The sequence below is a fragment of the Acinetobacter sp. CWB-G5 genome, assembly GCF_019209785.1.
GTDB classification, from domain to species: Bacteria; Pseudomonadota; Gammaproteobacteria; order Pseudomonadales; family Moraxellaceae; genus Acinetobacter; species Acinetobacter johnsonii.
On sequence record NZ_JAHUTF010000003.1, the window covers coordinates 324,200 to 346,075 of the forward strand.

21 protein-coding genes are annotated in these 21,876 nt (G+C 43.8%); 11 read left to right on the forward strand and 10 right to left on the reverse strand.

All coding sequences use genetic code 11. The features are described from left to right. Window positions 1–10: 10 nt before the first annotated feature. Complete coding sequence (locus KVY11_RS08375; protein WP_218288649.1) at window positions 11–586, reverse strand: YqiA/YcfP family alpha/beta fold hydrolase; 576 nt, start codon at window positions 584–586, stop codon at window positions 11–13. A 240-nt stretch (window positions 587–826) separates the two neighbouring features. On the opposite strand from KVY11_RS08375, the gene KVY11_RS08380 reads away from it, so the two are divergent. Further along, window positions 827–2,158 carry a hypothetical protein gene (locus KVY11_RS08380; RefSeq protein WP_062031880.1) on the forward strand — a complete coding sequence of 444 codons (1,332 nt, stop codon included), beginning with the start codon at window positions 827–829 and terminating at the stop codon, window positions 2,156–2,158. A 55-nt stretch (window positions 2,159–2,213) separates the two neighbouring features. Here KVY11_RS08380 and KVY11_RS08385 read toward each other — a convergent pair whose 3' ends face one another. Both KVY11_RS08385 and gshA read right to left on the reverse strand, forming a co-directional pair. Then, entirely contained in the window at window positions 2,214–2,729 is a 516-nt protein-coding gene (locus KVY11_RS08385) for a disulfide bond formation protein B (protein WP_168158748.1), read from the reverse strand. Window positions 2,730–2,748: 19 nt separating this feature from the next. Beyond that, the gene (gene gshA / locus KVY11_RS08390) at window positions 2,749–4,326 is read right to left on the reverse strand and encodes a glutamate--cysteine ligase (protein ID WP_218288650.1); all 1,578 of its coding nucleotides are present in this window, start codon (window positions 4,324–4,326) and stop codon (window positions 2,749–2,751) included. A gap of 225 nt (window positions 4,327–4,551) precedes the next feature. Between gshA and KVY11_RS08395 the strand changes: the two genes are divergently transcribed. The 5 genes from KVY11_RS08395 to KVY11_RS08415 all read left to right on the forward strand — a co-directional run bounded on the left by KVY11_RS08395 (window position 4,552) and on the right by KVY11_RS08415 (window position 9,785). Continuing rightward, window positions 4,552–5,091 carry a DUF924 family protein gene (locus tag KVY11_RS08395; RefSeq protein ID WP_159128658.1) on the forward strand — a complete coding sequence of 180 codons (540 nt, stop codon included), beginning with the start codon at window positions 4,552–4,554 and terminating at the stop codon, window positions 5,089–5,091. A gap of 38 nt (window positions 5,092–5,129) precedes the next feature. Further along, a complete protein-coding gene (locus KVY11_RS08400; protein WP_058951504.1) occupies window positions 5,130–5,699 on the forward strand; it encodes a hypothetical protein in 570 nt (189 codons plus the stop codon). A 16-nt stretch (window positions 5,700–5,715) separates the two neighbouring features. Beyond that, window positions 5,716–7,023 carry a DUF445 domain-containing protein gene (locus KVY11_RS08405; protein ID WP_126034794.1) on the forward strand — a complete coding sequence of 436 codons (1,308 nt, stop codon included), beginning with the start codon at window positions 5,716–5,718 and terminating at the stop codon, window positions 7,021–7,023. A 112-nt stretch (window positions 7,024–7,135) separates the two neighbouring features. Further along, window positions 7,136–8,293: a methionine aminotransferase gene (locus KVY11_RS08410; protein WP_168158752.1), complete on the forward strand. Its 1,158-nt coding sequence runs from the start codon at window positions 7,136–7,138 to the stop codon at window positions 8,291–8,293. 124 nt (window positions 8,294–8,417) lie between these two features. Further along, window positions 8,418–9,785, forward strand: coding sequence for an MATE family efflux transporter (locus tag KVY11_RS08415; protein WP_168158753.1), 1,368 nt, complete (start codon window positions 8,418–8,420; stop codon window positions 9,783–9,785). A 98-nt stretch (window positions 9,786–9,883) separates the two neighbouring features. On the opposite strand, the gene KVY11_RS08420 is transcribed toward KVY11_RS08415, so the two are convergent. Then, window positions 9,884–10,723: an SDR family oxidoreductase gene (locus tag KVY11_RS08420; protein WP_087011941.1), complete on the reverse strand. Its 840-nt coding sequence runs from the start codon at window positions 10,721–10,723 to the stop codon at window positions 9,884–9,886. A gap of 203 nt (window positions 10,724–10,926) precedes the next feature. On the opposite strand from KVY11_RS08420, the gene KVY11_RS08425 reads away from it, so the two are divergent. The 3 genes from KVY11_RS08425 to phoR all read left to right on the forward strand — a co-directional run bounded on the left by KVY11_RS08425 (window position 10,927) and on the right by phoR (window position 13,918). Next, a complete protein-coding gene (locus KVY11_RS08425) occupies window positions 10,927–11,625 on the forward strand; it encodes a TetR/AcrR family transcriptional regulator (protein WP_151835583.1) in 699 nt (232 codons plus the stop codon). A 214-nt stretch (window positions 11,626–11,839) separates the two neighbouring features. Beyond that, window positions 11,840–12,550, forward strand: coding sequence for a phosphate regulon transcriptional regulator PhoB (gene phoB, locus KVY11_RS08430; RefSeq protein ID WP_004691794.1), 711 nt, complete (start codon window positions 11,840–11,842; stop codon window positions 12,548–12,550). A 9-nt stretch (window positions 12,551–12,559) separates the two neighbouring features. Next, on the forward strand, window positions 12,560–13,918 hold the full coding sequence (gene phoR, locus KVY11_RS08435) for a phosphate regulon sensor histidine kinase PhoR (RefSeq protein ID WP_004691795.1): 1,359 nt from the start codon (window positions 12,560–12,562) through the stop codon (window positions 13,916–13,918). A 96-nt stretch (window positions 13,919–14,014) separates the two neighbouring features. Here the strand turns inward: phoR and asd are convergent, their stop codons facing one another. The 3 genes from asd to pncB all read right to left on the reverse strand — a co-directional run bounded on the left by asd (window position 14,015) and on the right by pncB (window position 17,085). Further along, the gene (gene asd / locus KVY11_RS08440; protein WP_058870546.1) at window positions 14,015–14,866 is read right to left on the reverse strand and encodes an archaetidylserine decarboxylase; all 852 of its coding nucleotides are present in this window, start codon (window positions 14,864–14,866) and stop codon (window positions 14,015–14,017) included. Then, the gene (locus KVY11_RS08445; RefSeq protein ID WP_218288651.1) at window positions 14,863–15,711 is read right to left on the reverse strand and encodes a sulfurtransferase; all 849 of its coding nucleotides are present in this window, start codon (window positions 15,709–15,711) and stop codon (window positions 14,863–14,865) included. The genes asd and KVY11_RS08445 overlap by 4 nt, the downstream gene beginning before the upstream one ends. A 162-nt stretch (window positions 15,712–15,873) precedes the next feature. Then, window positions 15,874–17,085, reverse strand: coding sequence for a nicotinate phosphoribosyltransferase (pncB, locus tag KVY11_RS08450; RefSeq protein WP_104221785.1), 1,212 nt, complete (start codon window positions 17,083–17,085; stop codon window positions 15,874–15,876). Window positions 17,086–17,386: 301 nt separating this feature from the next. Between pncB and dtd the strand changes: the two genes are divergently transcribed. Beyond that, a complete protein-coding gene (gene dtd / locus KVY11_RS08455) occupies window positions 17,387–17,827 on the forward strand; it encodes a D-aminoacyl-tRNA deacylase (protein ID WP_168158756.1) in 441 nt (146 codons plus the stop codon). 105 nt (window positions 17,828–17,932) lie between these two features. On the opposite strand, the gene KVY11_RS08460 is transcribed toward dtd, so the two are convergent. The 3 genes from KVY11_RS08460 to serB form a co-directional block, all read right to left on the reverse strand. After that, on the reverse strand, window positions 17,933–18,412 hold the full coding sequence (locus KVY11_RS08460) for an SCP2 sterol-binding domain-containing protein (protein WP_004691804.1): 480 nt from the start codon (window positions 18,410–18,412) through the stop codon (window positions 17,933–17,935). Window positions 18,413–18,562: 150 nt separating this feature from the next. Then, window positions 18,563–18,898 carry a ciprofloxacin tolerance protein AciT gene (aciT, locus tag KVY11_RS08465; protein WP_004691806.1) on the reverse strand — a complete coding sequence of 112 codons (336 nt, stop codon included), beginning with the start codon at window positions 18,896–18,898 and terminating at the stop codon, window positions 18,563–18,565. A 410-nt stretch (window positions 18,899–19,308) separates the two neighbouring features. Then, the gene (serB, locus tag KVY11_RS08470; RefSeq protein WP_218288652.1) at window positions 19,309–20,529 is read right to left on the reverse strand and encodes a phosphoserine phosphatase SerB; all 1,221 of its coding nucleotides are present in this window, start codon (window positions 20,527–20,529) and stop codon (window positions 19,309–19,311) included. A gap of 77 nt (window positions 20,530–20,606) precedes the next feature. On the opposite strand from serB, the gene KVY11_RS08475 reads away from it, so the two are divergent. Then, window positions 20,607–21,860, forward strand: a complete 1,254-nt coding sequence (locus KVY11_RS08475) for a hypothetical protein (RefSeq protein WP_183173446.1) — start codon at window positions 20,607–20,609, stop codon at window positions 21,858–21,860. Window positions 21,861–21,876 lie beyond the last annotated feature (16 nt).

Sequence of the window (21,876 nt, forward strand, 5' to 3'; positions counted from 1 at the left end):
TACTGTTTCCTTATTTTAAGCAGTCCGATAAAAACTGTAATGCCATCGGTATTTTGTCTGCGAAATCTTCCATCGCATGATTGCCTTGCGTTTCCGAGATCACGAGCGCTGCGCCATTATAATAGCGCTGTGCTTCACGATAATCCAAAACTTCATCACCTTGTTGCAATAACACTAAAATTTTGTCTGCATCTTGCACAAATGGCAGCTCAATCTGCTCTAAATAGTCCAATTGCGCATCATCGAGCGTCCAATGTTCATTGACTCTATAGGGCAGTTGAGTCGCACCAAATAGATCTCGGAACAAATGCCATGGTTGCATAGCTGGATTGATCAGCACAGCTGGTACTGCCAACTTCGCGACCAGTTGTGTCGCATAAAACCCACCTAAACTACTGCCCACCAGCACTACCTGATCCAACTCCTGAATCAAGGCGGCCAATTTTTCTAAGGCCAAATGTGGCGGCATGTTCAAGTCTGGCAAATGCACGTGCCACTGTGGATGAGATTCGCAATAGCTTTTCAGCAATTGACCTTTAATCGATAAAGAACTGCTTTGAAAGCCATGTAAATAAATAATATTCATGCTGTACATTTACTCTTCTACATCATTTTTATTGAACTCAAAAGAGATGGCATCAGCCGACTGTATTATTTTGTATGGATATAAAAATTGTCAGACAAAAAAATAAGGTCATCTGTGTATTCATCGCTATTGTAAAAGTTGTTCGAGATGAATTAGATAAGCTAGAGTGCTAAGAATTTATACCGTGATCGTTGAAAAAAATAAAGTCCCTTTGGACACAGAAACACAAGGGTAGAAAAAATGCCAAGTCTAACGCCTCTGCACGAGACCTATTGTAAATGGGATCGTACTCCTCCCAGCCAAGCCGACCTGCTTGAAGGGATTGCTCAGTTGGTGACAACTCGCTTAGGTGACGTCGTCCACGATTTAATTCAGGCCATTCAGCGTGAAATTTTAATCAGTTTATTTGGGATGAATGAAACCAGTTCCAAGAAGTTTCTGTCGACACGGTCGATTGAAAAAATTTACCAATTTTCCTTCAATACCCTGCAAAACTACGGTAGCTATTTATTGGCGCCAAGTTTGCGTCATATCATTGAAAAATTTCCAAATTTGCATCGCAAACCCTTAACCCCAACCATGCATTATTTAGTTGGTGCAATCAACGGCGTTTTGGGCGACTATTTACTGAAATATCACAACCCTGTGGCGCTACCGATGGTGTTTTATGATCATTATGGTGCCATCCAGCAAGGCGAGTTGTCTGGTCGCGTGGTGATTATGGTCCACGGTCTATGCATGAACCATTTGTACTGGAGCACGGCGCGTTATGGCGGTATAGGGGAAAAGCTGCTGGCGCAACGCGCGCAAAATACCATGCTATATCTCAACTACAACACGGGTCGTCGTATTTCAGCCAATGGGCGTAGCTTTGCCAACTCACTACAAGATTTACTCAACCGTAACCCACGGATTAGCTCGATTGATCTGATTGGACACAGTATGGGTGGACTGGTTTCACGCAGTGCGCTGTTCTACGGCAAACAAAATATGCAAAGCTGGATTCATGTGGTGGAAAACATGGTCTGTATTGGTTCTCCGCATCATGGTGCGGCTTTAGAACGTTTTGGCTTTCATTTGCAGGACAAATTGGGACGTTTCCCTTTTGTCAAAATTATTGGGCATATCGTCAACATTCGCAGCAACGGTATTTTAGACTTACGTCATGGCAGTGTGCGGGATGATGACTGGGAACATAATGAAGCGCGTATTGGTCATGTTGATGACAACCGCAAACCAGCCCCCTTACCCTCCCATATCAATACCTTCTTGGTGGCAGGTACCATTGAGTTTGAACATCGCAAATATCGCGCTCTCAATGTGATTGGGGATTATTTGGTCAGTGTGAAAAGTGCCTTAGGCGAGCATATGAATCCACGCTTTCAACTGAAAGTTCCCGATTCACATAAAGCCATTTTCTACGGCTTAAACCATTTTGAGTTACACACCCATGCCAGTGTTGCCGAACAAATCGTCAATTGGTTCTATCCAAATCCAACTGAAACTGAATATGGTCAAGTGCATGAATACATGATCGGGTTGGATGACTTAGAAGGCATTGCACTCACCTAATCCACTGATACATCCAATAAAAAAGCCAACATGACGTTGGCTTTTTTTATCTTGATTATTTTTTCTGTGCGTGGCTTGGATATTTACGCAACAGTTGCCACAGACTAATCAACGCCAGTGCCACAAAAAACACCAAAGACCACACAGGTAAAGACTGACCCAAGAAAGTCCAGTCTACCAGCGCACATTCACCTGAACCTGTTAAGACTTGCTCAAACACAGCACGCAGCGGCAACGTATCTAACCAATAATCCAAGCCTGGGCCACAGCTCGGCACTTGATCAGGTGGTAAGCTCTGTAACCAAACGTGACGTGCTGCCACACCAGCGGACCATAAGATCGAGAGGCTGCCTAAAAATGCATAAACGCGTTTAAAACCATTCGATGCAGGGTTATGCAAAAAGGCAATCAGCGAAATAATCCCCAATCCAATCAGTCCCACACGTTGGAACACACAGAGTGGACATGGGTTTAACTGTAGCGGGCCGTGCTCTAAATACAAGGCAAAGGCCATCCCGATGATACTGGCTAAAACCAAAACACCACTCACGAAGCGATAACTCCATTGCATGGTCAATCCTCTTAATTTTTTATCTAAATTGCGCAAGATACTGTTCAAAACTCAGTTGACTGTCTTGCTCTAATTGCTGTTGTTGTTGCAGTGATTGCATGGCTAAATCGTCAAAATAAGCCCATGTCTCTGCACTCAACTGATGACGCTCATAACTCGATGCATGTTGTGCGGCCATTTGGCTACCAAAGCCCCATGTCCCACCGGCTTCCAGAGTATCTTCGATCATCTGCGCCGACAAAGTATCATCAACTTCAGCGACTCTCTGTTGCATGACTGTCATCGCTTTACTATAGAGTGTCGTGTCATAGCACTGATCTAACAACACAACCAGTTCTTGCATCGCCTCTAAATGAGACTGACTCCATGCTTCAATCGGGAATGACTGCTCACCCACAGCAATTGCAGCATTCGGTGCGCGACCACGATTGACCACTTCCGCTTGGTTTTTCTCGATTTGATCTTGCTCTTCAGCTAATAAGTCTGGGCTATCCAACAGTAAGCAATACAGCGCCAGCACCTCTAAGAAACCTGCGGTATCTTCATTGATCCCAATTGGGCTATACGGGTTCACATCCACCGCACGTAGTTCCACATAACCGACACCACGATTGCTCAGCGCTTGTGATGGTGTTTCCCCTGCTTGCGGCACTTGCTTTGGACGCACCAAACTGTAGTACTCATTTTCAATTTGCAAGACATGATCATTAATCTGAATCGGCTCGCCCTGCGCATCGTTGAGGCCTAAGCGACTAAACGGCGCATAAGCTGTTTTGACTGCTTTTTGTAGGCCTTCGAGATAACCGTCGATATTGTTGTAATGAATCCCGAGCTGCTTTTGTGCTGAGTTTTGATAACCAAAGCGTCCCATGCGTAAAGCAGTTGCATACGGTAAATACAAGGTCCCGCGCAGCAATGGCAACAGATGATGTTCACGCCCTGTCATAAAACACTGGCAGACCGATGGGCTTGCCCCGACCAAAAACATCACCAACGGCGTAAGGCGAATAAAGTTGCGGATCAAACCAAAATAGCGGTGACTACGATAGTCTTGCGCAGATAAGGCTTTTAGTGCCTCATCTGTTTCATGTTGTTGTAATTGTTCAAACAGTTGATCAGGAAAAGACAAGTTATAGTGTAACCCTGAAATGGTTTGCATACGGCGACCATAACGTACCCCTAAACCATGACGGTACAAGGTCTTGAACTTCCCGATATTTGAGCTGCCATATTGGGCTAAGCGAATTTTATCGTCATTGTCATCCAACATACATGGCATCGACAGCGGCCAGAGCTTTTCACCATGTTCCAAATGACGATGCGCCACACTATGAATGTCTTTTAAATAATGCAACGCCTCAGTAATGCTGGGCTGGGGTGGTGTAATAAATTCTAATAAAGCTTCTGAATAATCCGTCGTGATATGTGGATGAGTCAGCGCAGAACCCAAAGCTTGCGGATGATCGGCTTGTGATAAAAAACCATCACTTTGCATACGCAGACTTTCACGCTCAATCCCGCGTAACATCCCTTGCAAAAGTGATGAATTGACCCAAGTCGGTAACACAGCTGTAGATTTAGATGCGGGTTGACCCATTACAATCTCACTTTTTGGAAGAAACAATTACAACGACGAATAAAATAAAATCATCAGTTTATATCAGTATAACGTGATTTTAATTCGGCACATTACACCCAGTCCTATTTTCAAGTAAACCATCTGTTCTATTTTTTCGGAAAATATTTATCACAAAGTTACGCTTTTAGACATGTCAAAAGTGTGATTGTATTGAAGAATAAATGCTAAAGAATTGTAAACTTTATGAATTATCAAGAAATTTTAGATTTTTGGTTCGATCCCAAAAACCAAAGCTGGTGGTTTAGCCAAAATGATGCGTTCGATGCACTCATCGAAGAAAAATTTAAGACAATTCATCAACAAGCGGCGCATGCTGAGCTATGGTCTTGGCGCAGTAGTGCTGAAGGGCGTTTGGCTGAAATTATTGTGCTCGACCAACTGTCGAGAAATCTGTATCGCAACAGTCCTTTGGCCTTTGCTCAGGACGCCTTAGCCTTGGCTTTAGCACAAGAAGCCATCACGCTACAACTGGATGCAGCGCTACCACCCATACAACGCAGTTTTTTATATATGCCCTTTATGCATAGTGAATCGAAACTTATTCATCAATATGCTTTAAAATTGTTCGAAGACTTAGGCAATCCGATTAACCTCGATTTTGAACAGCGTCACAAAGTGATTATCGATCGTTTTGGACGCTATCCGCATCGGAACCAAGTCCTTGGCCGCAACTCAAGCCAAGAAGAACTGGATTTTTTGACTCAGCCCAACAGCCATTTTTAACTGTTCGGCTTCTCCCTCTGTGCTAAGGAGTCTATCTCATGAAGAAAATTTTAATCGCCTGTGCACTGGCGACGGGTCTGAGTTTAGTAGGCTGTGCCTCTACCCCCTCAAAGCCCTTAACCTTCGACCAGTTAGGTCGGTTTAGTAATACGCCATTAAACACCTCGACTTATCGCATCAGCTTCCAAGCTCGCCCAAATATGAGCTATGGCACGGCTGAAGAAATTACGCTGGTCAAAGCTGCGCAAACCACAGTGCAAAATGGTTATCGCTTCTTTAAAGTACTGAATGACCCGAGCAACCAAAACCAACCACCAAGGCAGGCCGTGGTGTATTCAAACCCAATGCCTTATTACCCATATGGTTATTATTCTCGCCATCCTGCCTTTTGGCCTGATCCGTTCTACGATGTACCACGTGTAGTCGACATTGACCCCGTGCAAGTGTCATACAGCATTCAATGCTTTAAAGACCAAAAATCGGCACCAAGCGATGCCTTTGATGCCACGCTGATTTTAAAATCGCTGGGTGGAAAATACGGTTTGAGTCCAACGGGTGAAGTGCTCCCACCGCCTGAACCGAGTAGCCCCGCGTCGACCAGCAAATAAAGCATAGAGCCTGCCTATGAATGAACCTCAAGCCGTCCCATCGAGTCTGAAACGCAGTAAACGCTTTGCCACCATTGCCTTAATCACGGCAGTGGTGACATGGCTGCTGCTGATGGTCGTGGCCAAGTTTGTCCCCACAGACAAGGTTTGGATCATTCATATTTTAATGTTATCCGCCGAAGCAGGTGTGGTCGGCGGCTTGGCTGACTGGTATGCCATTACTGTGCTGTTCCGTAATCCCTTTGGAAAAATGCCGATTCCAAAGTTTTTACGCGATCACACCGAAATTATTCCTCGTAACAAAGACCGTATTGCAGAGTCTATGGGCCGCTTTGTACAAGAGAATTTTCTTTCTCCACAAGTGGTGGAAAAAAGCCTGCAAAGTACCGACCTGTCTTTGGCGGTTGGCCAATGGCTTGCCAACCCACAAAACAATCTGCAAGTCACCCAAGTCATTCAACAAACGGTGCCTAAAGTCTTTGAGTTTGTGGGCCAAGAACAAATCGGACGCTTTATTCAAAGTAACAGTGTGCAGTGGGTGCGCAACACTCAAGTCAATCATTTGGCCAGTGAAATGCTGCGTGCAGTGCTAGAAAATGATTTCCATCAAGATGTATTACAACGCGGACTCGACTTGGCGCATGACTGGATGACCCAACATCCTGAACAAAGTCGTGAGTTGACCCGAACCTTGTTCAAAGAACTCGGGGTTTGGAAACTGGCCAAAGGGGCCAGTTGGATTGGCATCGATGTGCAGCAAAGAACCATTGACTCACTCATTCAACGAGTCGAGTCGATGTTGGCCGATCCTGAGCATCCGTGGCGTCAAAAGATTGAAGCGATAGGACACGCGCTTATGCTCGAACTGGCAGACACCAACAGTAGGGCCAGTCAGCGTTTAAACCAAACCAAAGATGCCCTGCTAGATAGCCCACAAGTGCTGAATTTTATTAGCGGTGCAGTGGTCATTTTATGTGATGCCATTAAACAAGACTTGCAAAAACTAGACTCTGGTATTGCTCACAACATCCGTGTATCTATTCAACAAATTGGGGAAAACATCATCTCCAATCAAGCCGTCAGAGACTTGCTCAATCAACGCCTCAGCGGCATTGCGGTCAATCTCAGCGACCAATACAGCGAAAAAGTCATTCGTTTTATCAGCGAACGTATTCACGAATGGGACTCCAGTGTAATGATTGACAAGATCGAAAATGAAGTCGGTGGCGACTTGCATATGATTCGGGTCAATGGTGTGGTAGTCGGTGCATTTATTGGCTTAGCACTGGGGATTATTCGCGCGGCAGTTGAACAGCTCTTATAAAAGCAATCCATAAAAAAGCATGCTTTACCCCTGTCCTACATGCAAAATTTGCATAAGTAAAAGGGGATGAATATGCTATTTTGGGCTGATATTTAGACACTTTTAAGCATTCATGATTCAGTTGCCTTCATCTAAACTGCCTGCACAAGGCGTCACTATTTTCAGCACCATGACTGCCATGGCACAGCGCTTAAATGCCCTAAATCTATCCCAAGGTTTCCCAGACTTCGAAGCCCCCGCTGAACTGCTAGATGCTTTAGCACAGGCCACTCAAAGTGGTTTCAATCAGTATGCTCCAGGCGATGGGGTCTGGTTGTTACGCGAGCAACTGGCGCAGCAATTTGCACAACGCGATCAGATTCAGCTCGACCCGATGACTGAAATTACCATCACTCCGGGCGCAACCATTGGCCTTTTTGCCACTATTCAAGCCGTAGTCCATGCGGATGATGAAGTCCTCATTTTTGACCCCAGTTATGACAGCTATGCGCCAAGTGTTGCGTTAGTTGGTGGTAAAGCCATTCATATTGCGCTCCAACCCCCACATTTTTCAGTCGATTGGGAGCAGGTCAAATCAGCCATTACGGCCAAAACCAAACTGATCATTATCAACACACCACATAACCCGAGTGGTGCCATTTGGAGCAAGCAAGATTGGTTGACGCTGATTGAACTGATTCGCGACAGCAATATTTTAGTCCTGTCTGATGAAGTCTATGAACATCTGGTATTTGATGGTCAACGTCACTATTCGGCTTTGTCTTTTCCTGAACTGCGTGAACGCAGTGTGGTGGTGGGTTCCTTTGGCAAAACCTTTCATGTGACCGGTTGGAAAACCGGATACTGCGTTGCTACACCTACGCTGATGCAACTGTTCCGACAGGTCTATCAGTTTGCCAACTTCTGCGGAGTCACCCCTGTACAACTGGCTTTGGCCAATTATATGCAGCAACATCCTGAGCATATTCAAAACTTAGCGGGCTTTTATCAAGCAAAACGCGATCGTTTTATTGAGGGTTTAACTGGTTCACACTTTCAATGGCTGCCTTCGCAAGGCACTTACTTTCAAAATGTCGACTACAGCCGCATTCGTCCCGATTTAAACGATGTTGAATTTTGCCGCTTTCTGGCAGAGCAGCATGGCATTGTTGGCATTCCTGTTTCGGTGTTTTATCAGCAGGCGCCAGAGGCTTTGCGCATGATTCGTTTTTGCTTTGCTAAGACCGATCAAACCTTGGCTCAGGCAGCAGAAATTTTGCAAAGCGTTTAAATCTTTTTCAGCTTTGCTTTTGCACAAGAACAGGCTTCGCTTACTGAAATACATCGGCTTTTCAGCACCGAACTATGCTAGGGTAAGCCTTAGAAATGTAATAAAAATAACCTCAGGATGACTTATGTCAGCACACACCCCATTGGTGCAACAGCAAAAGCTATGGAAAGCCTTTTTTATTTTCCTGATGCCTTTGATTGCCACCAATATTTTGCAAAATCTGTCGGGTACGATTAATACCATCTTTGTCGGACAGATGATGGGTGTGCAGGCGATTGCAGCGGTTGCAGTGTTCTTCCCCATCCTATTTTGCTTGATGGCCTTCGTAATTGGACTATCTGCGGGTTCTACCGTCTTGGTTGGTCAAGCATGGGGCGCACAGAATATTGAAAAAGTCCGTGCGGTGGTAGGCTCCACTATTTTTATGACTCTCATTGGTGGCAGCTTTATTGCATTTTTAGGGGTAGTTTTTGCGCGACCAATTTTATCGGCTTTGGGTATCGATGAAGACGTCATGCATCTCTCATTACCTTATGTGCAATGGATGTTGGCAGGTAGTCCCCTACTGTTTGTATATATTATTTATACCTCAATTTTACGCGGTGTCGGAGACAGTACGACACCTCTGATTGCTTCTGGCATGACCATCTTGATTGGGCTTTGTGTCACGCCAGTTCTGATTGCGGGTTATTTCGGCTTTCCAAAACTGGGGATTGTTGCGCCTGCCATTGCGACCATTTTAGGCTTTGTTTCTGTGCTGACCTTTTTGTATTTCTATTTGAACTATAAACAGCACCCACTCCGACTTGATGCACAACTGCTACGTCATATTCGCTTTGACCGCCAGCTGAGTAAAATCATTCTCCGCTTAGGAGTTCCAACAGGCATTCAAATGATCACCACCTCCGTCGCAGGCCTTGTGATTGTAGGTCTAGTCAACCGCCATGGGGCCGATGCGACCGCAGCTTATGGCGCGGTCAATCAGGTTCTGAATTATATTCAATTCCCTGCTCTATCGATTGCCATTGCTGCATCGATTTTTGGTGCACAAGCCATTGGCGCTGGCAAGTCTGAGCTGTTGGCCAAAGTCACACGTACCGCGCTCGGCATGAACATCATCATTACAGGTTCCTTGGTGGTCTTGGCTTATCTTTTCTCCAAATACCTCATGGCACTCTTTATCACGGACCATGCGGTGGTTGAGCTGGGGCAGCAGCTGTTATTTATTGTGCTGTGGTCCATTTTATTCTTTGGTGCCAGTGCCATTTTTGCCTCCATTATGCGGGCCAGTGGTACAGTCACCATGCCCATGATCATCAATATCGTTGCGATTATTGCGATTGAAGTGCCCTGTGCCTACTTATTTAGTGAATGGTGGGGACTGCAAGGGATTTGGTATGCTTATGCACTAGCCTTTGTCAGCTTATGCATCATGCAAGGGCTTTATTATCAATATGTTTGGAAGAAAAAGACCATTGAAACGCTCATTTAAAGTTAAACGGATATTTAATAAAACAGTTTTTTGATCATGACACTCATTAAAATTAAGCATAAAAGAACCCGCCAAAGCGGGTTTTTTACATCACAACATTAAGACTTTCTTTGGCTTAATTTGGTCGCAAAAGCCGTCACTTTTTGGTAGCCCGTTGGTAGGATACGCTGAATCAAATCTAACGTTTTCGCATCATTGCCAATCAATAAACGACGCTTATCTTTTTGTACCGCCTCTAAAATTTGACGCGCTGCTTCTTCAGGTGGACAGCGTAATAATTTATTAAAGGTCTGTGCAGACTTCTCAGGGTTCATCCCGATACTACGCAAGCTATCGTTCACTTTGGCTGCATTGGCAATATTGGTTCGAATCCCACCCGGATGCACGCACAATGCGCTCACGCCACAGTTTTCCATATCTAACTCTTGGCGTAATGACTCCGTAAAGCCACGCACCGCAAACTTAGTGGCATTGTAAGCAGACTGAGTCGGTTGAGCGGTTAGGCCAAATAAGCTGGAAATATTGATGATATGCCCATCGCCTGTTTTCTTAATATAAGGCAAAAACTCTTTGGTGCCATAGACCACGCCCCAGAAATTAATTCCCACGATCCATTCCAACTCTTCATAGGATGCACCTTCTACAGTTGAACCCAAAGCAACACCAGCATTATTAAAAATCATATTCACAGAACCATGATTTTGTACAGTTTCTTCAGCCCACGCTTGCATCGCTAAACGGTCCGAAACATCTAATTTTTTCGTGGTGACACGTACATTGCTGCCTTGTAGCAGTTCAACCGTTTTCGCCAACCCTTGTTCATTGACATCACTCAATGACACATGACAGCCCGCCTTGGCCAATAAAAGTGCCAATTGTTGGCCAATACCCGATCCTGCACCTGTAATTGCCGCAACTTTATTTTTAAAATTCTTCATGAGATTGTGGTTGTCCTTTATCTTTGTACATCGACTGTAGATGCTTTTTTTATAATTGACAATATCAATTGTCATAAATTTAATAGCCAAAAGTGTCAAGTCCATGAAAACCAGCTAGAGATTAAAGCCTACGCATAGGTAGAGTCGTGGTTTATTGCTAAACTATGCAAAACCTTGGCTTTAAAATAGGGCGATGAAATCTGATGACGGCATCTGAACCAGTACAACAAAACAGCGATAACAATAAAACCAAAGAAAGACAATTCAAGGGCTTATCGCTTTCTGAACGTAAACAGCTGCGTCGTGAAAAACTCATTGAAGCTGGCATTGAAGCCTACGGCACTCACGGCTTTTTTGCCGTGACGGTGAAAGATATTTGTAATGAAGCCAAACTTACTGAACGTTATTTTTATGAGTCATTTAAAAAAAGTGAGCAACTGTTTCAAACCATTTTTTTAAAGCTGATCGATGAGTTACAGCACAATGTCATGCAAGCCATCATGCAAGCCTCTTCAGATCCACATAAAATGATTGATGCTGGACTGCGTGCCCTGCTTACCACCTTAAAAGACAATCCCCGCATGGCGCGTATTATTTATATCGATGCGATGTTGGTCCAAGAATTACATAACCAAGCCACCATTCATGAAACCATGACCCGTTTTGACCGAATGATTCAAGCCTTTGTGATGCTAATGATGCCGCAAATTAATCGTTCCGAACGAGAAATTTCGCTGGTCGCCACAGGCCTCAATGGCTATGTTACGCAAATTGCGATCCGTTGGGTGGTCAGTGGGTTTAAACAATCCTTTGAAGAAGTTTTAACCTCCAGCCGTATTGTGTTTATTTCACTTCTAGAAACTTTTTCAGACCCGAATACACGGGCAAAATTGGATGTCTAAGACTTTTCATTTGGATGCAGTCAGCATTTCCGAATGCAATTTAGATTAAACTTCCATTAATTTTGAATCCCAATATGACGATTTTTTGTCACATTTTTTTGCAAATTTCATCAATCGTCTGTTTTTTGCAATGATACTGTCATAATTAATCTTTGTAATAAGCCTGTCATAAAATTAAAACGGCCTGCCGTTACCTACAATAGGATATTGCGTTGTGAAAGATGACTACATTTTAATCGTCGATGATGAACTTCCCATTCGAGAAATGATTCACACCTCGTTGGATATGGCAGGCTTTCAATGCTTACAAGCAGAAGATGCAAAACAAGCCCACCAAATGATTGTGGATCAGCGTCCTGCTTTGATCTTGCTCGACTGGATGATGCCTGGTGGCGTCAGTGGTGTAGACTTATGTCGCCGTCTCAAGCGCGATGAAAATCTCTCTGAAATTCCAGTGATTATGCTCACGGCACGTGGCGAAGAAGACCATAAAGTGCAAGGTCTAGATGCTGGTGCAGATGACTACATGACTAAACCGTTTTCGACCCGCGAATTGGTTTCAAGGATTAAAGCGGTTTTACGCCGCGCTAACGCGCTCAGTGGTGAAAAATCGATTGATGCCAATGGCTTAATCTTAGACCCTGTCAGCCAACGGGTCAGCTTTGGCAATAATTTCCTCGACATGGGGCCAACCGAGTATCGTTTACTGGCCTTCTTCATGACTCATCCTGAGCGTGCCTACACCCGTGCACAACTTCTTGACCAAGTCTGGGGCGGAAACGTGTATATTGAAGACCGTACCATCGACGTGCATATCCGCCGCTTACGTAAAGTGCTTGAGCCTTATGCTGCAGATCGCTTTGTGCAAACAGTTCGGGGTACAGGCTATCGATTCTCTACACGTGCGGATATCGCCCTAGGTTAATTTTGTTTTATGTATGAACCCTACCCGGTCCCTGAACTCGCACGCGAGCATAAAAAAACGCGATACAGCAGTTTATGGGGCTTTGCCAAACAGGACTTACGTCTCCTTGCCTTTTTCTTGCTGATTGCAAGCTTGATTGGCTTTGGCGTCGGTTATTTTTGGACGTGTATTTCCTTTGCTTTTGCCGTTTTTTTTATTCTGCAAATGCGCTCTTTGTATTTAGTCAATGACTGGATTTCCAATCGTCCCTACGAAGTTCCACCCAACCTTGGGGGCATTTGGGGGGCATTATTGTTCAATGTCTATCGGGCACAGCGCCAAGAACGGATTGTACAAGCAGAAATGGTCGGGTTGATTGATCGGGCGCAGTCATCCTTGGTCGCTTTGCAAGAAGCAGTGGTGCTGATCGATGACATGCAACAAATTGAATGGTGGAACCCTGCTGCAGAACGGTTATTAGGCATCGAACAAAATGACCGTGGCCGTAATATTTTGACTTTATTACGCCAACCGAGTTTTGTGGATTATTACAATAATATTGATGCTGCACCAGATGGCTTAAAAATGAAGTCATCCAGTTTTGATGAACATTATGTTCAAGTCAAAATGACTCGATTTGGTGGAGAAAGTCGCTTACTGGTCGCCTATGACGTGACCCGTATGCATAATCTCGAACAAATGCGTAAAGACTTTGTCGATAACATTTCACATGAACTACGCACACCACTCACAGTACTCAGTGGTTATATTGAGACCTTTACCGACCAAGAAGACCTCAACCCACGTTGGAAGCGGGCCTTTGACCAAATGCAGGCACAGGCCAAACGCATGAATGCCTTGGTGAATGATTTGCTATTACTGTCACGCCTAGAAAATGACAAGCAAATTGCTAAAAATCAAATCATTGATATGCCTAGCTTAATGAACCAACTTTATGACGATGCACATGCCTATAATATTGATTATGGGCATACGCTCAATCTCGATATCGACAGTCATTGCGACTTAATCGGTTCAGATATGGAGTTGGCCAGCGCTTTTAGTAATCTGATTACCAATGCCATCAAATACACACCGAAAGGCGGAACGGTGACCATGGGTTGGCATGACAATGGTGAACAGGCTTATTTTACTGTGGAAGATACTGGTATCGGCATTGATCCTAAACACTTGCCTCGTTTAACCGAACGCTTCTACCGTGTCGACAGCGCGCGCAGTCGACAAACAGGTGGCACAGGCTTAGGACTCGCAATTGTGAAACATGTGTTAATGCAACACCAAGCACATTTAGAAATTGAATCCAAAGAAAATCAAGGCTCTATTTTTAAAGTGATTTTTCCCAAAGAACGCACCTATAATCCTGAATAAGCCTTTCTTCAAAAGCATGAAAAAAGCACCGATATCGGTGCTTTTTTTGTCTCTCACCGTCCCTTTAACAAGGATGGAAATCGAGAACTAAAACGATTAAACTGTATGTCCCATCGCTTCACCCATCACCACAGTCGAGTTGGCTTTAAAGGCTGCATCCCACGTCATTTTGTCTTTTTCAAACAGTACCACAGCAGTTGAGCCTAAGTAAAAGCGACCCAGTTCAGCGCCTTTGTCCAAGAACAAGTCATGCTGATTTAACTCTAAACGCCCAGTAGGCTTCACTTTTCCTGTCGCAACAGTTTCAATCCCCGCCACAATCATGGCGCCAACGAGAACCACGGCCATACGGCCGATTTCTGTATCAAATAAACAGACCATACGTTCATTGCGGGCAAACAAGCCTGGAATGTTTTCAGCAGTGGTTTGATTGACCGAGAACAATTCACCTGGCACATATAAGGTTTCCGTTAATGTGCCTGCAAATGGCATATGCACACGGTGATAATCTTTAGGCGATAAATACACTGTTGCAAACTGACCATTTTTAAACGGTTCAGCCAACTGCGGATCTGCAATTAAATTATCAACGGTGAATTTTTGTCCTTTGGCTTGGAAAATATCACCTTCCACAATGGGACCCAACTGTGAAATTGCACCGTCCGCAGGCGATACAATACTGGTCGCATCGGTATCAATATCACGTACACCCTCTTTTAATGCACGGGTAAAAAACTCATTAAAGGACTTAAACTTCAGTGCATTGCTCTGCTCAGCAATCGACATATCAATGCCGTACTGCGCTTTAAACGCGGTGATGACCGCATTTTTCACAATCGGATTTTCGCTGGCTGCGACTCTGCCCACGACACGTGATAACTGATGTTGGGGTACAACACGTTGAGCTTGAATGAAAATTTGTTTTTTTAAGCGTGATGTGAGGCTCAAGACGGCATCTCTCCGGTAATGATAGGACTGTCGAGGCGGTTGCCCCATTCACTCCACGCACCGTCATACGCCTGAATATTCCAACCCAATAAACGACCTAAAATATAAGCCAGTCCTGAACGGTGATGTGACTGACAGTACACCACCACAGGTTCATTTAAGTTAAAACCCAATTGTTCTAAGCGTTGCTGCGTGCGTTCTAAAGGGTGCAATCTTAAATGATTTTCACGGTTAAGGGCAGTACTCCATTCAAAATGTAGTGCATTTGGAATGTGACCGCCGCGTCGCGCTGCAAGACGCAGCCCCGTATATTCATCTTCTGTTCGGCAGTCCCAGAGTTGGACTTGGCTGCTTTGAACTTTCTCTAATAACTCAGTATATTCAATTCGATACTGCTGTATTTTGGTTTGATCGACCTGCACCAAAGTACTGACAGGTTCAAACTGCTCCACTTCGGAAGTGGTTGGAAGTCCTGCTGCAAGCCATGCATGAATTCCACCATTCAGCAGGCTGGTATTTTCAAAACCTAAGCAGTGTAAATTCCAAATCAAACGCCCCGCCCATGCGCCACCTTCATCATCGTAAACTACGACATGATGCTCGGGTGAAATATTCAAATAACGAATCAGCTCTTGTAAACCTTCTACATCGGGAAGTAATCCCGTGGCTTGTTCATCTTGGCGCACCAAAAATTTTGGCTTTAAATGTAAAGCATGTGGAATATGCAATTGGTCATAGACTGAAGCTCGACTTAAATCGACGATGCGTAATTTGTCATTCCCTAAATGCGGAACCAATTGCTCTGCGTCTATCAACAAGCCAAAATCAAAGGCAGAATGTGTCATATTATTTCGTATGTTTTCAGATCATGCTTTGATCTTAGCACAACTCATTTTTACAATTATTCTGATTTTTTGCATTCTTTTAGCAGAATTATAGATATCACTATTCACCAGTTTTTTAATGCACAATGCCAGAACGGATTCTGGCATTGTATATATTCTGGATTAATTGACTTCTGCTTCAGCAATCTCAAAAACCTGACGTAAATACGCCAAAAAGGTATCGTTATCGGTCATGGTTTTACCCGGACTGTCTGAGATTTTCGCAACCGACTGGCCATTACATTCGACCAGTTTGAGCACAATATTTAAAGGAGTTTGTCCCATATCATTGGTCAAATTGGTACCAATTCCGAAACTGACTTGGAAACGGTCTTTGAAATAGTTGTGCAGGTCCCATGCTTTCTCTAAATTCAGTCCATCACTAAAGGTTAGCATTTTGGTTTTACTGTCAATTTTCAACTTTTTATAGTGGGCATAGGCCTTATCGCCCCATTCATACGGGTCGCCACTGTCATGGCGCAAGCCATCGAATAGTTTAGCAAAGTACAAGTCAAAATCACGCAGGAATGCATCCATCCCCACCACATCCGTCAAAGCAATACCTAAATCACCACGGTACTCTTGTACCCAGGTTTCCAGTGCTGATTTTTGGAAATTACGTAAACGTACATCCAGCGCTTGGAATGCTTGTAGGAATTCATGTGCCATGGTACCAATCGGGGTAAGACCCAATTGCTTTGCAATTAAGACATTACTGGTACCACGGAAAATATGCGGTGCAGCTTGATTAAACACTTCAATCACATGTTTTTGCCACGCCAAACTATAGCGGCGCCGTGTACCAAAGTCAGAAACTAAAAATGGGGGGTCATTTGGCGTTTGCGATGTTTCATAGTGTTTTAATAAAGCCACTTTGGCCTGTAAGCGACGTTCGCCCTCAGCCATGACCTCTTCGCTTCGAATACGGCGGAAATACAGCTCATTGACGATAGCAAGCACAAAGATTTCAAACATCATGGCTTGAACCATCGGCCCTTCAATTCGAATGTCTAAACGGCCTTGGTGATCGATACTGGCCACAATAAAACGGCGTTTGAGCTGAAACAACTCTAAATAATCGACAAAATCACTTTTGATAAAGCGCAAACCACGCAGGTATTGCAGCTCATCGTCTTGAAAACGTAATTGGCAGAGCAAATCTAATTGGTGATTTAAATCATCGAGAATGTCGACCAAAGGATAGACGGTGTCATCCAAATTGCGACAACGGAACTGGTACACACTATGCGCTTGGGGAAACTTATGCAGGACCACCTGTAGCATCGTAAATTTGTACAGATCAGTATCTAATAAGGATTGGATGATGGCAGACATATCATTTTCGGTTTTTAGCAACTTATTGCATTAAAGCACATTTTTTTAAGCTGCATAGCCATGTTTTGGTAATTCGGTCTTGCTATTCGACCAATTACTCGGGACATTTCTTATTTCTCTTGATTCAGAATCCAAGTGTTGATGTCTTTATTGTCATCGCTCTTGGCCTATGCTCTTTTCCTGAAACATTGCTATGGATATCAACGCAATTGCCTTGTTTTTTCAATCGATGTTTCTCCTGTGCTGCACTAGGTTTGCTACAATTTCAGTCTGCACAATCAAATGGTAGATAGAATCAGTCATGCGGGCCTTATTACAACGCGTTCTCGAAGCCAAAGTGGTGGTCGATGGTGAAACCACAGGTGAAATTCAACACGGTATCTTGGTTTTCTTAGGTCTTGGGAAAGAAGACACTTTAGACAAAGGCAAAAAAATGATCGATAAAATTTTAAAGTATCGTTTTTTTGACGACGAACAAGGCAAAATGGGCTGGAATGTCAGCCAAGCCGGTGGTGGGATTCTTCTGGTTTCTCAATTTACTTTGATGGCGCAAACCCAAAAAGGTTTACGCCCTGACTTTGGACCAGCCATGCCACCAAATGATGCCCAAGCCTTATACGAACAACTGGTTGAATATGCCAAGACCCAGTTTGAGCATGTGCAAACAGGTATTTTTGCTGCCGATATGAAAGTACATTTGGTCAATGATGGACCCGTGACTTTCAATTTAGAAGTCGAATAAAAACACCATGCATAAAAAAGCCCTCGATAGAGGGCTTTTTCGATTTCATCGCTCTCAATCTCCCTTTTATAAAGGAGCAGAAATCGAGAAGTTGAAAAAATCTTTTTACTTACCCGTTTTTTCTTTCAAAAATGCGCGAGCAGCTTTAATTTTTGCTTTCACAGGCTTTGGTAACTTTGGTGGAACCAATTTTGCAACTTGGTTGAACCAAACCAATAGACCAAAATCACCTTCCATTTTAATGCTGCCGTTTTGCATGCCCGTCATAAATGCGGTTGGGTCGCCTTTGATTAAAGTTTTCACACCCTGCTCACTGTCCGCAAACTGTAAAATAAAATCTGCTTTTTCGGCATCACCTGAAACGGTATCAATCTGACCATTGTTCACAATAATTTGGCGTGCCATACCCAGATCAGTACCAATTTGAATACGGAACTGACGTTCATGAACTAATTCAATAAATTTTGGACTGGTACGCGCCAGCTGTTTCATACGAAGTGCCAAACCAGTAACCATTAAATCCAGCGGATCCGTGCTGACATCAACCAATGGAAGTTTAACCACAGGAATTGAAGATAGTTTCATGACATGAAAGCCTATTGTAATTGTTGATAAATTGACTGTTTTCAATGCTACCACAAGTTGCCATTTTTACCGCTAGGCTTTGTATAACAATCATGTAAGAGCGTAAAAAAGATGCTCTAGGCATCTTCTTTTACGGTATGAGGTTATGACTTAGCGGCTAGAACACTGCTGTTGGTCATCTTCATATACAGGTGTATGTTCAATACAACGGCGCTGCGCCAGAGCACGTTCTGCGCGACGGTCTTCACGTAGAAGCAACATCGTCACAATAAGCATCGCTGAAGTTAAAGCAGTTAAGTAGCTATAAGTGATCGGCATTTCAAACACTGCTTGCACACCTAGGCGAATGACTTCCAATATTCCCCAAAACACCATACCCGCCACCATAAAACTCAACCAGCGACGATAAGGCGAAAAGAAAACAGCAATTAACGCAGCGGCGACTAAACTTAAGCCAACGATGGTTGCTAAATTCGCTGTTACCATAAAAACCTCCGTCTAAGATAAATTCAGGCGACTGATACACTATGCTGAACTCATCCCCGATACCGTTTAAAATTAATGGATTGTGTAGCTTTCAAACTCTATGCATGCATTATGAGCAGTTTTGAAAAGAAAAAAAGGCTTGTATTTTTAGAATGCGACATACCTTGTCGCCATATTATATTGTCATTACATTTTTTTAGATTTGAACTTTTCCAAAACAAAGACGCGCTCAGTCTTGGCGTGTCATTACAAAATAAAACCCGTATTTTCAGCGCTTAAAAATATTTTTTCCAATTCTGTTGATCGTTGTTTTTATCGACATTTTTCACTGACCGCTCATCATTTTTCGCTTAAATTTGCAACAAAAAAACGCAGCTCAAAGGCTGCGTTTTTAATAACACAGAGATGCTTTAAGCACGATTTAAGTCTTTATCGTGCACACCCAATAAATACAACACCCCATCTAAGCCGACACTTGAAATGGCTTGATTAGCGTTTTGTCTCACCAGCGGTTTCGCACGGAAAGCTACACCTAGGCCAGCAATCGACAACATCGGTAAATCGTTCGCACCATCTCCTACTGCAATCGCCTGCTCAAGAGAAATGCCCATCTTATCGGCTAACTCACGTAATAATAATGCCTTACGTGCACCATCGACAATGTGACCTTTAACTTCGCCCGTCACCAACCCATTGTCAACGTCTAGGACATTGGCATGAACTTCGTCAATACCAAGTTTGGCTTGTAGATACTCTGCAAAGTACTGAAAACCACCCGACAAGATAGCCGTGCGGTAGCCCAACGCTTTTAAAGTCGAAATTAAGCGTTCAGCACCTTCTGTAACGGTCAGACGTTCTGCAATTTTAGGTAGGACAGAGGCATCCATCCCTTTGAGCAGTGCGACACGTGCACGGAAGCTTTGCTGGAAATCTAGCTCACCCTGCATTGCACGTTCGGTGATTTCAGCGACTTGTGCGCCGACACCCGCTTCAATCGCCAACTCATCAATCACTTCTTGCTCGATTAAAGTCGAGTCCATGTCAAAACACACCAAACGGCGGTTACGACGGTAGGCATTGTCTTCTTGTACCGCTACATCGACATTCAGTTCATGTGACAAACGTAAACAAGCTGCACGCATGGCTGCGGCATCCAGCATTTGACCACTTAAACCGAATTGAACACAGGCGCGTTTCGGCCCATCGACTTCGCCATTTAGGACTGGACGACCAGACAGACGGGTCACGGTTTCGATGTTGAAACCTTGGTTGGACACAATATTTGTAACTGCTTGTAAGTGAGACGCTTCAAGCTCTGGCGCCAAAGCCGTGACGATATAACGCGTCCGTCCACCTTCACCCACCCACTGGTCATATTCAGTTGTAGTGATTGGTTTAAAACGTACAGTTAAACCAATATCATGTGCTAAAATTAGAATTTCCTTCATAGCCAAAGCTGTTGCAGTTTGGTCATCTGAAGAAATAACAATACCTAAGGTCAATTGGTTATGAATAACTGCTTGTCCGACATCTAAAATTTGTAATGAATGAGTGGACAATACCTGCATTAATCGAGTGAACTGATTCGGCTGGTCTGGTCCTAAAAATGAAATAAGAATGATTTCTCGCATGAATTGACTCGGGTCTGAGCTACGACTATTGTTAGAATCATAATCGAAATTGAATATATTTTCTTTGGAAGTTTACGTTGAATGCGCCTAGACAAGGGCTATTTGCTAGCCTATTAATTGTAAGTTTTGCTTTACATACCTTTTTATTGGTATTGGCAACGACTCATCAACTGAATGAAAACCGTGCCAACCAAGGCCAACTGATGACCTCTCAATTGGTCACGGACAGTCTTGCAGAGCTGGAGCCTGCCAACACGGTTTCTCTTGCGCTTTTGGTCGATCGCTATGCGACCAATCCAAGCGTAGCTTCCATTCGTATTTTGGATGCCAACAATCAAGTCTTGGCGACAGGTGGCCAAGTTCGAACTCGTGATGGCGAAGTGTTTGTCCGTGATGCGCTGCAAAATGAAAAGAAAGTGGGTAGCATTGAAATCACGCTCATTAAACCAAGTATGGGTGAGATTTTACGTACTCAGTGGTTAGCGATTTTATTGTCCTTAGCGATTCATGGTTTATTGTGGCTGGCTTATCGCGCCATTGCGCGCCCAAGCCGTACCGAATATTTGGCACGGATCAATAATGAATCCCGCTTAAAACATGAAATTCAAGTTTTAACCCAAACGCTTGAACAAGAGAAACACCATACGGCAGTCGCGATTGCCCAAGCACAACAACAAATCAAAACCAGTGCGAAACCTAAAGAACAAAAACCCGTGATCGTGGATAATCATTCGGTTGCGCTCAATATTCAATTTTATGACCCGAAACAGTTGATGGACTCGGTGAATACAACCGTGTCTATTCCATACTTTAATTTGTGTCAGATTTTCCTCAATAAAAGCACAGAACTTTGTCTAAAACACTACAAACTCAACAGCTCGGACATCAGTACAGTTCAATCCTTTAATGAGCATGGTGCCACCCTCAGCATGTCGACAGACACACCGAATGCAGTGCCATGTTTAATGATGGTCAGCAGTGTATTCCAACTGCTTTCTGAGGTTTTGTATAAACGTTACCGCGAAGAAAAGCGCTTTGTTTTGCAAACGCGCTGTGGCATTTCAACCGCAGTCGATGCGATGCAGCTGTCTGCAAATCAAGCTGCTGAGCGTTTGGTCCAACAGTTGTCTGCCAAAGAAAGTGCCATACATTTAAGCAACGAATTATTGAAAGACATTTCTGAAAGTTACCAACTGGTGAATTTACCTAATCCAACCAATGTCTTGACCCGCCATGCCTTTATGGTCAATGGCATGGGTGCGGAGTCTGCAGAGTTGGCACAAAGCTTAAGAACGGAAATTTTAAAAGCAAAACAATCTAAAGCCTCTTAATGATGTCCAACCATAA